The 15,303-nt window shown below is 58.4% G+C and carries 10 protein-coding genes and 2 tRNA genes; 2 read left to right on the top strand and 10 right to left on the bottom strand.

The window, feature by feature from the left end; genetic code table 11:
• Positions 1–165: 165 nt before the first annotated feature.
• The 5 genes from LAO20_05870 to LAO20_05850 form a co-directional block, all read right to left on the bottom strand.
• The gene (locus LAO20_05870) at positions 166–1,767 is read right to left on the bottom strand and encodes a DNA polymerase Y family protein (GenBank protein MBZ5530938.1); all 1,602 of its coding nucleotides are present in this window, start codon (positions 1,765–1,767) and stop codon (positions 166–168) included.
• 55 nt (positions 1,768–1,822) lie between these two features.
• A complete protein-coding gene (locus tag LAO20_05865; GenBank protein MBZ5530937.1) occupies positions 1,823–2,572 on the bottom strand; it encodes a DNA recombination/repair protein RecA in 750 nt (249 codons plus the stop codon).
• A gap of 1,105 nt (positions 2,573–3,677) precedes the next feature.
• A tRNA-Arg gene (locus LAO20_05860) sits at positions 3,678–3,754 on the bottom strand.
• Between the two features lie 1,295 nt (positions 3,755–5,049).
• Positions 5,050–5,808 (bottom strand): hypothetical protein, encoded by a 759-nt coding sequence (locus tag LAO20_05855; GenBank protein MBZ5530936.1) that lies wholly within the window; start codon positions 5,806–5,808, stop codon positions 5,050–5,052.
• A 1-nt stretch (position 5,809) separates the two neighbouring features.
• Positions 5,810–6,805: an alpha/beta fold hydrolase gene (locus tag LAO20_05850; protein ID MBZ5530935.1), complete on the bottom strand. Its 996-nt coding sequence runs from the start codon at positions 6,803–6,805 to the stop codon at positions 5,810–5,812.
• An 83-nt stretch (positions 6,806–6,888) separates the two neighbouring features.
• Between LAO20_05850 and LAO20_05845 the strand changes: the two genes are divergently transcribed.
• Together LAO20_05845 and LAO20_05840 are read left to right on the top strand one after the other, a co-directional pair.
• Positions 6,889–7,110, top strand: coding sequence for a zinc ribbon domain-containing protein (locus LAO20_05845; protein MBZ5530934.1), 222 nt, complete (start codon positions 6,889–6,891; stop codon positions 7,108–7,110).
• A 206-nt stretch (positions 7,111–7,316) separates the two neighbouring features.
• Positions 7,317–7,391: transfer RNA gene (locus tag LAO20_05840), tRNA-His, on the top strand.
• 149 nt (positions 7,392–7,540) lie between these two features.
• Here the strand turns inward: LAO20_05840 and LAO20_05835 are convergent.
• Genes LAO20_05835 through LAO20_05815 form a run of 5 tightly spaced genes read right to left on the bottom strand, consistent with a single transcriptional unit; the run spans position 7,541 to position 15,302 of the window.
• On the bottom strand, positions 7,541–8,197 hold the full coding sequence (locus LAO20_05835; GenBank protein ID MBZ5530933.1) for a molecular chaperone TorD family protein: 657 nt from the start codon (positions 8,195–8,197) through the stop codon (positions 7,541–7,543).
• Positions 8,197–9,057, bottom strand: coding sequence for a hypothetical protein (locus tag LAO20_05830; GenBank protein ID MBZ5530932.1), 861 nt, complete (start codon positions 9,055–9,057; stop codon positions 8,197–8,199). The genes LAO20_05835 and LAO20_05830 overlap by 1 nt, the downstream gene beginning before the upstream one ends.
• Positions 9,058–9,072: 15 nt before the next feature.
• Positions 9,073–10,200 carry a dehydrogenase gene (locus tag LAO20_05825; GenBank protein MBZ5530931.1) on the bottom strand — a complete coding sequence of 376 codons (1,128 nt, stop codon included), beginning with the start codon at positions 10,198–10,200 and terminating at the stop codon, positions 9,073–9,075.
• Between the two features lie 3 nt (positions 10,201–10,203).
• Entirely contained in the window at positions 10,204–13,650 is a 3,447-nt protein-coding gene (locus LAO20_05820) for a molybdopterin-dependent oxidoreductase (protein ID MBZ5530930.1), read from the bottom strand.
• Positions 13,647–15,302, bottom strand: coding sequence for a c-type cytochrome (locus LAO20_05815; protein MBZ5530929.1), 1,656 nt, complete (start codon positions 15,300–15,302; stop codon positions 13,647–13,649). Before LAO20_05815 ends, LAO20_05820 begins: the two co-directional genes overlap by 4 nt.
• Position 15,303 lies beyond the last annotated feature (1 nt).

Below are 15,303 nucleotides of genomic sequence, written 5' to 3'. Positions count from 1 at the left end.
GATGACTTCTTTGCGTCTGTTATTGCCCCAGGCCTTTGGCTCTTGGCCTTTGGCCTTTAGCTTTTGGTGCATCCGCGTTGATCCGCGCAAATCCGCGGTAGGTTAGGATTTTCCTTTCGATCACGCGCGATTACGTTGCGATGTCGGCGATTCCGGCGATTCTCTTCAGTCATACATCCCTTCCACGTACCACTGCCCGGACCTGACCTCGCGAAACATTCGGTACAGCGCCATTCCGCCTTCCGTGCTGATTTCCACGTCCCACTCATCTCTCTGCCATTGCTCCGCCTGGTCCCACCAGCTGCCGCTAACGCGCCATGGTCCGCTCGCATTTCTCACCTTTGTCCGCATACCGCTGAAGCTGATTGTTCGCGGCGCGTCGCCTGCCATTTCCACTATGGCCGCCAGCGGCGGACGAAATCTCCTCATCGCCAGCCGCGGCGTTTTATCATCCGATGATCTCTGAGCCCTGTCATCCTGAGCGAGTCCGAGCACCAGCGAGGGTGAGTCGAAGGACCTATGCATTTGCTTTTTTGCCCGCGAGTTCTTTCGAAGACTTCTTTCCGGCATGGACGGCAGCATTTGAAAGCTGTCCGGCTTGTGCGAATCCAGCATCTGCGGAAATCCCACGCAGCCGCGGCCGTCTTCATCTTCGTTGCCCACTACGGCGCGCAACCGGGCCAGCGTGATCTCCAGTTTGGCCGGCTCCGGCGTCAACGGCTGAAACAAACCTGCTTGTCCCAGGCGCAGCCGCGCCGCGAATACTTCTACGGTGACTTTCTTCACCGGTCCCTGCGGCGGATTCGCTTCCAGATCAAGCTGCAGCAACTTCAGCAGGATTTTTGTGTCTTGCGTCGGCGCCGGCAGCTTCAGTGTTCTTTCGTGCATTGGCGATGGGAGTTCCTGCAAGTCATCGGCCTTCACTTGCCGGTCATGATGGATTTCCAGTTCCAGCACGACGCGCGCGTGGTCCGTGGCCAAAGATCTTTCCAGCAGCCGCGCCATCAATTGTTCCAGCAGGCGATTCAGCACAAAAGCCAGCGGTTCCAGCAGGTCCACCGGCTCTTCCAGTTCCATACTTTCCTGAAATACTTGCGGCAGCTCCGCCGGAACCAGTTCCCGCCGGACTTCACCTTTCGCCAGCCGCTGCAGATGCAATCCGTACTGGCCCAATCGCTGCGTAAGCGGGATCTCCGGCAGTGCCGCCAGCGACTTAAAGTCGCGAATGCCCCAGCTATCCAGCGTGTCCAGAATTTCCGCGTCCGGCTGCAGGACCTCCACCGGCAGTCGCGACAAGCAGCTTGCTTCCTGGCCTGGCAGAACTACTGTGATTCCTGTAAATCCTCGTGCTGCATGCAGCGCAGAATCTGGATTGCCGGCGAGCCCAACATTCACCATCAGCCCGCAGGCCGCTGCACGGGCGGCAAGCCGGCGGCCAATTTTTTCCGCTGTGCCCAGCAACCGCTCGGCTCCCGTGAGATCAACAATCACCGTCCCCGGACAGGTAGATTCAATGCGCGGGGAGAAGCTGTAGCCACATTCCAGCAAGGCATCATTTGCAGCTCGCTCCTGCTCCACCGCTCGCTTGCGTAAAACTACATGTGGGGAAACCTCTGCTTGTGCCTTGGTCATGCCCACTATCACACCTGCGCGCCGCGCCGGCGCATTGCAAGCAAACACTTTGAGCAACGACTCTGGGCCATCCAGCACGGCAACCGCGTCGGACCGATAAGAGAACGCTGTCTCCGCCCGTAGCCCAGCTTGCACAGGAAAATCCGGGACGCAAATGCAACCGAATAGATGACTGCCCAACAACATACGCTTATGCCCATATTGGATTCGTTACGAACCTTGCTTGTGCTGATCGCACCGGCTTTCGCAGGCGCGTCCGCGCGGCTTCCGCTTCACATTCCATCTGACGCAGAACTTGCGTGTGCGACTCCTCTCCCCAACCCGCCCAGCAGGACTCTGCTTCGGACATATGCAGCGTCAACGCTGCGCAACTCTGCGCCACCGGATACGGCGTCAGGAAAACCAGCGCAGTGTTCATTTTTTCCACCACGCGCGCAAAGCGAAACCACGTTGAAAGTGGCACCCTGCGGACCTGCCGCTCTTCAATGCCGCTCAAGTCCACGGCAATCAACCCCACCCCGCCGTTCTGCACCAGAATGTCTGCGGCCTTAAACGCCTGCTCCAGTGGCTTCAATCCATGCTTGACTCTTGCTTCACTCGTGACTTCTTCTTGGCCAATCGCTCTGCCCAACTCGTGCATTGATCCTCTTCTCTCTTCAGGCTGTTTCAGTCTTCGCCCAGTAGCAGCCGCCATCCGTCTGCTCCGGCACCGGACCCACAGCACTCGCGATAAATCCACACCCGCGGCTTCTGCCGATCCAGGATCAAAACCATCGCCCGCATCCACCAGCGCGCAGAATTGCTCCCGGCCCGTCATCTGTGCCAACAGAGAAACCAGCACCGTTGTTTTCCCTGACGATATTCCTCGCGCAGTGCATATCTGAGTCAGTGCTCCCTGCGGGATGCCGCCGGTGTTTACCTCCAGCGATGCAATTCCCACGGGCCATGTCGCATCTGCAGTCCGCTTATAAACGGACAGCGCGCACGGAAGACGTTTTTCAACTTGACTACGGACTGCAGCAAGAGACCCCATCTAGCACCACAACATTTGTAGAGCTGGTTTCATAAATCTCCCGGTTACTTCTTCGGTTATAAATTGCTATGCGTTGCAAGCATTTACAACGGCGACATAGTAATCGAGCCATTTATGAAACGAGTTCTAAGCACTCTGCTAATCGATGTACTCTGCCAGTACCAACAGACATTTCTATGCGCTCTGCAATAAATCGGCGCCGGTTATTTGATTACAACTTGCACCACAAGAGTCCCGTGTCTAGCACTACACAAACATTTCTACCTATCTTGCCAAGCTATGTACTCTGCCAAATACTCCCAGTATGGTTGCTTTTACCGTTCAGAATCAGATCGAATACCACTGCTTACACATCGCGATAGATCTCGCAGACATAACCTCAGACGCTAAGGTTGTCCGGCCTTGTTCTACGCCTGAGTGTGGGTCGGCGGATCATTTTGATCGTGAGATATTTCGGGTTGGATTTTGAGTAAAGCACTCTGACAGTTGACCTCACTGAGCCTGGCGCGCACGGATCGTGCCACCATTGTCGGTTTGGATTTCGGACAAAGCCACTCAGACCGCTGGCCCTGCTGAGCCGGCGTGCACCGCTGCAACACAACTACTCAGACCTTTGTACTTCGATTTTTCAGCAAGCTGAACATATGCTCCATATGCTTGATCGGCACAGTTCACCCATCCCACCCCAGTTTCGTGGTTCTAGGATGGCAATGATCTACTGTCGCATTGAGTTGATTCTTTCTCACTTCTCCCCAGCCCTGACGGACCATCTAAATGGAGAAGTCCAATCTTTCTAGAGAGCTCATCCCTTACTGAAGAAGTCTCATTCCTTACTGGAGGAGCCTCATTCTTTCTGATCTATTTCTTATTTAAGTAGGTCGAGCATGCTCATGGTTTTTAAGATTGGGTTATCGTTTTTAAGATGGGTTATCTGTTGTTTCGTTGAGTCAACTATTTCTCTCTCCCCTCTCTTACTCTGAGAAGCCGTTTCTAACGGGAGTGCAACTTCGACTGGATAAGCCGATAAAGCGGGCCTTTAGACCCTCTGCTTAGAAGGCAGATGCTCTGTCCAACTGAGCTACGGGCCCACTTTTTTACATTCTAACAGCCCTAGCTTGAGCATTAGCGGCGAATGCGGATGGTCTAATTCCGTCTAAGCGGCCACTCCAGCCTCAGGCTTCCGATGCCTTGCTCTACTCACATGATTAGGCTGGTTAGGGAGTCTGGCGGTACAGGCATTCAGGCCGATGGCAATCTCCATTCACAAAGAAGTCATCTCCACGGAGCATCATCGTGGCAACCCGTGCAAGCAACCCTCACAAACTACTAAACGCTTAGGCCAACGCTCAAGTCAATGCTCGGGCCAACGCTCAAGTCAATGCTCGGGCCAACGCTCAAGTCAATGCTCGGGCCAACGCTCAAGTCAACGCTCGGGCCAACGCTCGAGCGCAGAATGGGGGCGCGAGCAATCACCGCAAGATGCCACACGGCCTGCCAGCACAATGGCAGACATCACGACCAGGTTCTTAACGATCAGCCGCCGAACGAGCACTCCCGCACAACGCATCTGGCCTGGCAACGATGTATTTGGTTTTGCATTCACTGCATTTGGTGGAAAGTGCGACGGACCTAGCTTAGAATTCGGCGGATCCTTGGTGGCGGAGTTCTCATCACATGGAAGGAAGGCCCCACATCTGAGCACTACGGATCTCGTTTAAGAATTCGAAGGATCCTTGGGTGGCGGAGTTCTCATCACATGGAAGGAAGGCCCCACATCCGAGCACTACGGATCTCGTTTAAGAATTCGAAGGATCCTTGGTGAAGGAGTTTGCGTCAACATGGAAGGAAAAGCCCCTACACGCACCGAACGGGGTCTTGCCAGACTACTCCACCACTGCGTAGAGAGGTGCGGCGTCCCGCTCTTCCATGGGCTCGATACCTGATCACAATGATCATCGCACTCTCTGTTTGCGAATCACGATCTTCTTCACGCGTTCTATTTGAAGATCACACTCTTCGTCGAGCGTTCTCCATGGCGCACTCTTCCATTTCTAGCTCACCGCTAGCCGCATCGAGCACAACAGGTCTTCGGGCGCATACTAGGAACTTTTACCCGCGCCATTCTCGCCATAACAAGGACGGCTTTCATGTCTCGACTTCCCGAAGACTTTTGCGCCGGCGAACCCCCGGCTAAAGGGGACATTTTGAAGAACCCACCGAGCCCATTGCACGATGTTCGATTTGACCAAGCACGAAGATTGTTCGCGTAGCAAGCGTGAGCAGTACTGCCACGTGAGATGCGACACCAGTGCCGCCCAAGAGGGCGCTATGTCCGCAGCCTGACGGCCATTTTGAACATTGACATTACGCAAAGGCTGGCACGTTCACAGATTGGCCCACTGGACCAAGGCATGTTGAACGAGCTTGACGGCGATGGCCCATCTCAATCGAGCCTGAGCGCTGCTTTCGCCGAATCCGAACACGTACGCTGTGACACAGAAGCCGGCGCAAGACTTTTCGAGTGTAGTGGCTGTATGGAAGTAGCACCGGCGAACCACGAATTCTGCCGAAGCAGGCATTTCCGGAACGCGCGCCAGCAGAGCACACAGGCCTTTGACAAGAGATTCGTGGGCTTCAAAAGAGTAACGCAGGTTTTCGTCGGCGGCGGAACCCGTATTCCCGGCATCGGAGGTTCGCGGGCTTTCGTCGGCAGCGCCAAGCGGACGATCTGCGCCGGCGTTGCGCGGATTTTCGGCGACGCGCGAGTCCGTCCGGCCTTCAGAGCGAAGAGCTTCAGAGCGCAGTTTTGCCGAATCAAGATCTTTTGAGCCGACGACTTTCGCAGCGAAAATCACGTCAACATAGGAAACGAATTTCCATTCGACCTTGAAGACCTGTTCTTCAGGGGAAAGGTCGCGCGTTTGCCAGACATCGCACTTGGCGGTTTGCAGAGGAAAGGCGGGAGCGTTGATGCGGGTGAGGAAATCCGCCAACTCCGGGCATCCGTCAGTCTCCGGGACTTGCGACACAAGGCCAGGATCGGACTTCAAATCGTAATAGCGCAGCGCGCCGTCTTCGGCGCTCCACGGCAATTCAAGCGCAGGATCGTCTTTGCCCAACTCAATCGAGTAGTCAACTTGCATTTCAAAACGCCCCACGCGAGCGGAAGAAGGAAAGGATCTGGCGCTCAGCCCAGCGGCCGTCGTCTCCGTTGGGGTGCGCGAGAAACGCGCAGTGACCGCCGTGATCGGTCTCCAGCAGAGTAATGTGCGGATTCGTCACCAGCTTGGCGTGGGTTTCCGGAGTAATGCGGATAAAAGGGTCGTCATTCGCATTGATGACCAGAGTAGGCACGGCGATCTTGTCCACGACGCGGGCCGCGGCGGCGCGATGGTAATAATCCTGCGCTCCGGTAAAGCCGCAATACCGGGCAGTGATCACGTCATCAAATTCGCGAATGCTGGCGGGCCATCGCGGAGCTTTTTTGTATATATCGGGGAACAACGCCGCTTTGCGTTTGTATCGGCGCATCAGTCCAACCAGAAATTTCCATTCGTACATTTTGTTGGCGCCCACGTGCATGGCGTCGGCAGAAGCGGCAAGATCGGCAGCGGGCGAGACCGCAGCCACGGCTTGGAGTTCCGCGGGGGCATCACTTCCCCACTCGCCGGCCATCTTCAAAACCAGATTGCCTCCCATGGAATAGCCGGCAACAAAAATCTTCTGCAAGCGTTTCTCGTCGCGCACCGCACGGAGAACCGCGGCAACGTCGGCGGAAAGTCCGGAGTGGTAGAGGGTGGGCGTGAGATGGTCAGTGCCTCCGCAGTTGCGCATGTTCATGCGGACAACGTTCATCCCCGCGGCCCAGGCCTTGGACCCCGTGCCAATCACGTATTGCGATTCGCTGGAGCCTTCCAGTCCGTGAACGATGAGGATGGTGCCGTGCTCCGCTGGCGACGCCTGCCAGTGGCAGTGGCAAAGCACGCGCGCTCCGTCGGCCACCTGGACGAACAGGTCTTGCGGATCGGGCAGAACGCTTTTACGCGGCAGGAAGTTGCCTGCCAGCGTCTGCACGTGGCGATTGCTCAGGAACCTGCGGGGCACGAACTGTTCTTGCGCGAAGATGCTTTTGTCTTCCATTGAACCGATCTGCATGGGCCGAATTACGGTTTCTTCATCCTATAATAAGGACGCTATCAAGATTTTAGCTGAGGCTGGCGGGTATGCCCATTTTTGAATACGTCTGCCGGGAATGCGACCACGAGTTTGAAGCCATTGTTCTGGGTCAGCAAAAAGCCGCGTGCCCCAAGTGTGGGAGCAAGCGTTTGAAGCAGCAGCTGTCAACATTTGCGGTGACGGGCGAAAAGTCCCAGCAAGCCAGCAGCAGCGCCGGCCCTTGCGGCACGTGCGGCGACCCGCGCGGGCCTGGAGCTTGCTCGAATTAGGCTCGGTTTGGTGTACCGCCTCTGCGGGGCGCGCTGCCGCGCATCCCGGGCCAAAACGCTGGATTTCCGATCATTCCTTCATGATCTCCCAGGCCCGGTCTGGCCTGAGCTAACTCATTTCGTGCCTCCGGCGTTGGACCACTCGACCGAAAGCCGGGATCAGAGGTGCGGCGCGAGAATCGTGTAAAATAGACTTCTACCAGACGGTGGGTATAGTTCAGTGGCAGAACGCCAGACTGTGGCTCTGGATGTCGTGGGTTCGACCCCCACTACCCACCCCAAATTTCCTTTTTGCATCCAGTCACTTACGTTTTCACATGTCCAATGCATGTCCAATAAAGAGACTGTCTCCCTGCTAGACCGTGCCGCAGCGCCATTTGGTGGGCTTTTTGACTCGGCTCGTATGATATTGCGGGTAGCTGGTCGCGACCTATTCGCAAGGGGAACTCCCGCAGGAGTATTCTTCTTCCTCTTGCTGGTTCTGCAGGATGGGAAGAATTGGCGCGACAACAGGCAGCGGTCCGGCTTTTCTGGCCACAAACGCGCTGGCTTTTTCCAAATAGGTAATGCCGGAATTAGCCAGATGGCCCGCCAGGGGATTCGCCAGAATCGCCAAATGGTCTTTAATGAAGCTTTGCGCTGCTTCAGACGCGATCGCCGCATGTTCCGCTTCTCCGCAGGCCAGCGCATAAGCTTGCTTCAATTTCAGGTAGGCAATGAAGCCGGTCTCCACGGAGATATGGTCGGGAGGTTCCGCGGCCAAAGGTTGATACGCGAACGCGTTGTAATAAGCTTGAATCTCTGACATCAGGTAACCCAGCTCCACCGTCTGGTGATAACTGGCTTCGCGCGCTGGCGCCGGACCGCCGGGCCCGAAGATGTAGTGAAAGAGGCCTTCCTCGGCTTCTTCCAGCGCGTCGTGCGTGGCTGATTTCAACTCAGCATCGCCCACTTCCGTAGCCAGGGCAGTAATTTGGGCCCGCCACGCGTCGCTGGGACATTCAAATAACATGGATGCCAAGCGCCACTCGGCAGCTTCTTTCGCCAGTTGCAATTCCCGTTTGTCCAGAGTCGTGGTGGATGACATTATTTCTTCTCCTGTAATGCCAGTGGCGCCCATCCGCTGCGCATCTTGCGGGCGCCGGCTTCCTTGTTCGATCCTTGCCACACGGCGAATGCCACGGACGTCCTCTTCTTCGGCGCCAATCCCTCCGGCAACGGACGCACCAGCATCACCTCCCAGCCGTCCTGTGTGCGGACGCCGGTTCCTTTTACGGCGATTGCCGGATTCGGCGCCAACGTGCCCGGGCCTTCGGCCAAGAGGCTTTCCACAGGAGACTGCCTTGGTCCCTGGCGACGGTTTCCGGATGCGTCCGCCGGCGCGAAGCGCTTGGCCATCTCTTTCTGCTCCGGCGAATCTTTGGGCAGCGACGCGGCCTGGAATGGGTAGTGCGTGATCTCCGCGTTGGGGTAAATGGACTTGATGTTGTCTTCGCGACCGTTGGCCCACGCCTGCCAGTCGGCGCGCCAGTAAACAATCTGCACACCGCCGCCGGATTCGCCCATCTGCGGCGCCGGCGGGTTAGGCATCAGCTTGGATGGGACCTGCACCGCGCAAGCGTCCACGAAGGCGCCCGGCTTGGCGGTATCGTTCTGGTCAGGGTCAACCCAGCGCAGGCGGAAAGCGATGTCCGTGCCGTTGGTCATGGCTTGCACGCGCACTTCAGGAGTGGAAGCCTGCGCCAAGCGTGGTTCCACAAGATCTTGCGCGATGAGCTTGGCCAGATACTCGGGCGCTGCGTCCCAGGCTGCGTCGGTTGGGCTTGAAGGCAATTGCGCTGCGGGGACAGCAATCACCTCCGTCGCCTGCACTGGCGCCTTCTTGCATCCGGCCGAAAATATCAGGACCAGCAACGCGGGTAAGACGATGAGTTTCAGTTGTCGCATTTCAAGTCCTCCTCTTTACGGGCAGTTGATGCGCACCAGCTTCTGCACGGGATCAAATGACGGCCGCACGTGCACCGGTTCGGTGATAGGCACGCGGACAAGCTGCGTGCCGCTGTCGTCGGCGCCCACGATCACGTCGCCTGACCGCTTGAAGCGCGTCATGAGCGATTCGGTGCAGCCGAACAGGCAGAGCAGCCCGGCCAGGTCCATGTCTTTCCGGGCGTTTTTGTACGCTTCCACTGCGGCGTCCGCGCCGGGGCCGAACAGCTGCCGGTTGAACGACGCAGGCACATGGATCGGCGGGATGTAATAGACGTTGGGCTCCAATCCGTATTGCGGGAAGAGCGGCAACGCTATCTTCTTTATGTGGACGAGGTAGTCAATCGGGTTGTCGGCGCGGGCTCTCTCCGGGGGGTTGATGAAGCCGGCCATGCGGATTTTGCCGATGCAGTTGACAAAGCACTGCGGCTGCAGCCCCTGCTCAATCTTGGGGAAGCATGCAATGCACTTTTCTGACGTGCCGGTCAGGGGGTTGAAGAAGACTTTCTTATAAGGACATCCGCGCACGCACTCCTGGTAGCCGCGGCAACGTCCCTGGTCCACCAGCACAATGCCGTCTTCCTGCCGCTTGTAAATCGAACCGCGCGGACAGGACGCCAGACAAGCCGGATACGTGCAGTGGTTGCAGATGCGCGCCAGGTAAAAGAACCAATTCATGTGCGGCAACTGCATGAGTGCGCCGTGGTCCACCTGTCCGGCACAATCGTCTTCGCCGGTGTTGGGATAGGAATAGTCCACTTGCTCTGGCCGCCAGCCCATCACCCGCTCGCCTGCGGGCGCAGACTCAAAGATGGTTTGTCCTTCATAGGACTTGCCGCTCCACTTGCCGGCTTCAATCATGTTGAGCAACTTCACGTCGTAAGCCAGCGGATAGCTGCCGTAGGGCTTGGTCTCCACGTTGTTCCACAGCATGTATTCCTGGCCTTTGCCGGAGGTCCACGTGGTCTTGCAAGCCAGCGTGCAGGTTTGGCACGCAATGCATTTGTTGGTGTCAAAGACGGCCGCAAACTGCTTCTTCGGACGGCTCTCCGGATACCAGTACGACATCTCCCTGCCGATTTGCCAGTTATAAACGCGTGCCATGGCCTATTTCTCCTTCCGTCCCAGATAGAATTCGCCTGCCAGATACTTGCGCATCTCCGCCGACTCGTAGCTCGGCCGGATGCCCAGCGCCGCCGGACGCCACAAACCTTGACCTTCAATGCCGCCCGGCTCAGCCTTGGTGATTTTGACCACGGCTTCACGCGGCGCGCCCGTGGGGCAGTGAACGTCTTGCAGAAAACCTTTGTCAATGCTCTGGCCGAACATGTTCTTGCGCGTGAGCGAATCGGTCATCCACGTGGGCTTGAGCCAGCCGCGCGTGGCTGATTGTTGCGAGCCGCTGCGGAACATGGCCTGATAGTTGGTGCGCGGGTTCTTGGCCAGTCCGTCTTTGCGGGTCTTGTGGCCTTCCACTGAGCCTGGCGTGGCCGTGTACACGTTGTGCCACATGCGCGTGACGCCGCGCGGCGTCCCCGGATAGTAGCGGGCGCGGCACAGCAGGCGCGCAAACTCCATGTTCTTCTTGTCTTTCTGCCATCCGCGGAAGGGACGGTCTTCCGGGTCGGGATCGATGTACACGTAGTCGCCGTCTTCAATCTCCAGGTCCTTGGCGTCGCTGGGGTTGATATCCACGTAGCCTTCGTTGACGTACGGCATGCGGCGGTCGTGGCGATAGAGATCGCCGAACGGACCGAACAGCAGCGCGATCATGTCCACGTCCACCGGCGTGGTGTGCGCGCCGTGGCGGTACTTGGGCGTGTGGAAGATAAACTTGTAGCCTTCTTTCATGCGCGGGTGCTGCGTCTGCTTGGCTTCCGCCCAGGTCAGGACCACGTTGCGTCCGCAGCGGACCTCGCAGGTGAGATCGTCGCGGGAGACGCCGTAGCTCTCCGGCGAGGCCGGCCGCAGCGCCTCATGCTTGGGCGCGATGATCACGTTGGGTTCGTAGAAAGTGGAATCAATGGGTTCGCGATGCACCGGCAGATTTTCTCCGGCTTCAATGAACTCCGGCTCTTCGCGGTAGAACTCCAGCCGCCCGCTCTTGGTGTACCAGGGTTTGGAATCGGCCACCTGTTCGTAGCCTACAGCCTTGGGGGTGGTGCGGCTGTTGAGGATTGCGGGGATGCCTTCCTTGGCTTTGGCTTCAATGTCCGCGAACTTGTAGCCTTTGGTGTTGGTGGAGTTGTCCAGGATGCGCTGCAGGTAGACGTCGGTGCGGCCTTCGCGCACGAACTTCCACATGTCGTTGAAGCGCTGGTCGCCGGTGAGTTCGGCAAACTTGGAGGCCACCAGCGCATACACGTCAATATCACCGATAGTGTTGAAGACGCGTTTGATGGGCGTGCGGGGAAAGACCTGCAAGAACGGGTTGGTGACGGAAGCGGTCATGTCCGGATGCTTCAGTTCGGCCCAACTGTCTACGCCAAAAACCACATCCGCCCATTCGCAGGAGGCCGTCCACCACCACTCGTTGACGGCAATCATCTCCATCTTCGGCAACTGATTGATCACGGTGTTGAAGTGCCACTTCACATTGCCCAGGATGGAATTGGCGTTGGCGAACCAAAGGGACTTGGTCGGGCACGGCATATGGGACTTTCCCGTGAGCAGCCGCTTGCCGACGCGCAACGGATGGTCTTCATGGTTGTAATAGTGGGCTGACTCGCCCACCCAATACGCCTTGGGCCGCGACGGCTTGCTTGGGTCCAGTTCTATATCGAACGGGTTCTCGTTGATGTACTGCGGCGAGCCGTTGAACAGCGCCGTGCGGTAGTTGCCGGCGTACGAGCCGATGTTGCCGCCGATCTTGCCCACGTTGCCGGTGAGCGCGGCCAGCAGCATGGTGTCACGGTCTTTGTTGTCACTGTTGAAGAACTGGTTGGGCCCCATGCCAATAGCAAATAGCGTGGTCCCCGGCTCTTTCGCAATGTGCCGCGCCACGGACTCAATGGCCGCGGCCGGCGCCCAGGTCATCTCTTCCACGGTCTTGGGGTCAAAGTGGGCCACGTACTCCTGGATCAGATCGAACGCCGGACGGCAACGGACTTTCTTGCCGTCAACCAGCGTGACTTCGATTGAGCCTTCGAGCAGCGGATCGGCCACGTTGGAGAACTTACCCACCATGTCCCGCGTCAGCTTTTTAGGAGCGTTGGTCTTACGGTCCCACCAAACGTAGTCGCCCCAGGCGGCCCGCAGTTCTTCGCCGACGATCTGTTCCACGTGCTGCAACGCGGGAGGCTCTTTGTCACCCTTCTTCAGGATCTTGGTGGATTTCAAATCCGCCAGTTGGTCATTGGGGAAAACGTCTTTGGCGCGCAGGTTCTGCAGCGTATCCATGCGGACGAGCATGGGCAGATCCGTCCAGTGCTTCATGTATTCAACGTCGAAGAGTTTTTCGCGCAGGATCACGTTGCAGAAACCAAGCGCCAGCGCGGGCGTTGTGCCCGGACGAACGACGACCACGTCATCAGCTTTGGTCGCTGTAGCCGAGTACTCGCACGCGATCACGACTACCCGCGTGCCTTTGAGCCGTGCTTCGGTGAGCCAGTGGCTGTCCGGCATCTTGGTGGTGATCCAGTTCATGCCCCAGACCACCAAAGTTTTGCAGTGCTCGGCGGCGCTCAGGTCGAACTCCACCGTCTGCTGGCCGGTGACCATGGGATGGCCCGGAGGCAGATCGGTGTGCCATGAGTAGTTGTCGAATCCGCGCGCGCCCTTGGCCTGGTCCGGACCGACCTTGCGGATGTGGCTATCCAGCAGCGCCATGCTGTTGGCCATGCGATACATGCCGAAGACCCGCGTGATGCCCAGCAACGGCATGCCGCCGCGGAATTTCAGCACCTGCGTGCCTATGCCCTTGGTGGCCTCAATTGTGGCGGGGTCATAATGTTGTTCAGTCAGACGCCGCTTGCCCTCTTCGCCGGTGTAAGTCTCAGCAATGTTCTTGAGCACGGATGCCACGATCCTGGCGCCGTCATCGTGCGTCACGCGGACCCACTGGTCGCGCGCGCGATTGAAATATTCGCGCTCAGGAAGACCGTTGCTCTGCCGCGGGAAGCCTTTCTCCACCCACTTCTTGAAACCTTCGCGCACCATGCAGCCGTTGACGCGGCGGTCACCGTAAAAGCGCCGGGTGAGGGCCAGGCCTTTTTGGCAGATGCGCGGGTCCCAGCGATGCGTGGCCTTATTGCCGTTGAGGTCCGTGGCTTCGCCGTATTTCATGGTGGGGCCCAGTCGGGTGATCACGCCCTGGCGCACGTAGGCATTGATCATGCAGTTATGCGTGTCATTGGGAGCGCAGAGGAAGGTGTACTTGGAGTCATATTTCCACAGATCACGGTAAGCCCGTTCCCATCCGCGGTCGGGATAGCTGGCCAGCGGATTGCTGATCGCGTCCAGTCCCCAGGTCTCCGCCGTGGAGCCGACCAGCGCCGTCAGTCCGGTGGCGCTGAGCATCTGCAGGAATTCGCGGCGTCCAAGATCTCGTTTCATTTCTTCCCCCTCTCCCACGTGCGCAGAAAAGCAATAATGTTTTCGATCTCCCCCGGGCTGAGCGTGGGCCGCGCGGGATGCGGCTCCAGGAACCCCAGCATGTCCGTTCCGCGGCGGCCCTGTCCGATGGTCTGTACGAAGTAGCTGTCCGTGGCCGTGGCCAGCAGCACCTGGTTGTTCAGCGCCGGTCCTTCGTTGCCCTGGCCCTTTGCGCCGTGGCAACCGGAACAGATGGAGGCAAATAGTTTCTTGCCTTGCTCGGCATCGGCTTTGATCCAACGCGGAGGTTCGCCATCCGGCTGGTAGGCCGGACCGAGCTGGCGCACATAGGCAACTACTTTCTTGATTTCTTCCGGCTTCAGTCCGCCGGTGAGTTCGCCCCAGGCCGGCATGCGGCGTCCGGGACGCCCGCGGGTGATGGTTTCCGTAAGGAAGTCGTCGGAAACGCGCGAGAGAAAATCCGCGCTGGCGATGGCCGGGAACGAAGGCATGCCCGGTGAGCGCTGGCCCACACCGCCTCCGCCGTGGCAACCGGTGCAGAATGTGCCAAAGAGGGTGGCGCCGTCGGCGGCGAATTCGCGTTCGCCAAAACGCACGGCGCGTACACGGTCTTTGGGGACGTAACTTGCAGGAAGGTCTTTGCGCCGCAGCGACCGCATGTACATGCTGAGCAGGTCAACATCGCGATCAGAAAGCGCAAGCGACGGCATCTGCGAGCCGACCACGACGGACACCGGCGAGCGGAAGTGCTCGGCCATCCAGTTTTCAACGCTGTGCTTGCCGGCCATGTGGGCAAAGTTGATTTGTCCGGGATCTTTTTCGCCTTCGTGTGAAAGATCAATGCCTTCGTCACCGCCCACGCCGCTGACTTTGTGGCAGCCCATGCAGCCGGTGGAGTTGAACACCGCCTTGGCTTCCACCAGCTTGGGAGCGGCCATCAGCGTGGCCAGATAGTCTTTGAGTAACTCGCGATCGGCATCGTTCACAGACGCGAACGAGTTGCGCCACGGTCCCTGCTGGGCCTGCTGATGTTTGGCAACGTGCTTTTCATACCAGCCGGCGTCATAGCCGTTGATGCCGGCTCGAGAAAGCTCGGGGCCTTCCATACCGCCGCCGTCGGGACGAATCATGCCGCCGCGCCCGTCCACCTTGTGGCAGGCAAAGCAATCCAGGCGGGCAAAGGCATTGCGAGCTTCCGCGTAGCGCTCTTGCTCGGGCACGCCGAGCGGCGCATGGCATGTGCCGCAACCGGCCTGGCTGAAGCGCGGCTCAATCATGGGGTCCGGCCAGAAGGGGACATCGCCGTGAGCGTCGGCTTTGTCGGTGGCCTGGCCTTGTCCGGCGTGACAGACCGTGCAGCCCCACTCGGAAGGATCGTGCACAACAGGCTTGTGGGGTGACAGGACTTTTGCTCCGGTCGTCGTCGATTCGCCCGGCGCCATGGTCACGTGGCAGGAGACGCAGCGGTCGTTGGTCTTGAGCCCCGTGTTCACGACCTGCCGAAGCTGCACGGCGATGGGCCCTTCCTCGTTGCGGCCCTGCGTCTGAATCTGACGCCACTCGCGCAGAAAGTTTTCCTGCACCGCCGCGCCAACCAGCAGCGTCAGCACGCCAAGGCTTGAAATGAGCAACAGATATTTGTTCTTACTCATA

It is taken from the genome of Terriglobia bacterium (genome assembly GCA_020072815.1).
GTDB lineage: Bacteria > Acidobacteriota > Terriglobia > Terriglobales > Acidobacteriaceae > Angelobacter.
The sequence above is the reverse complement of the archived record's forward strand: the minus strand, read 5'-3'. Positions and strand labels throughout refer to the sequence as shown.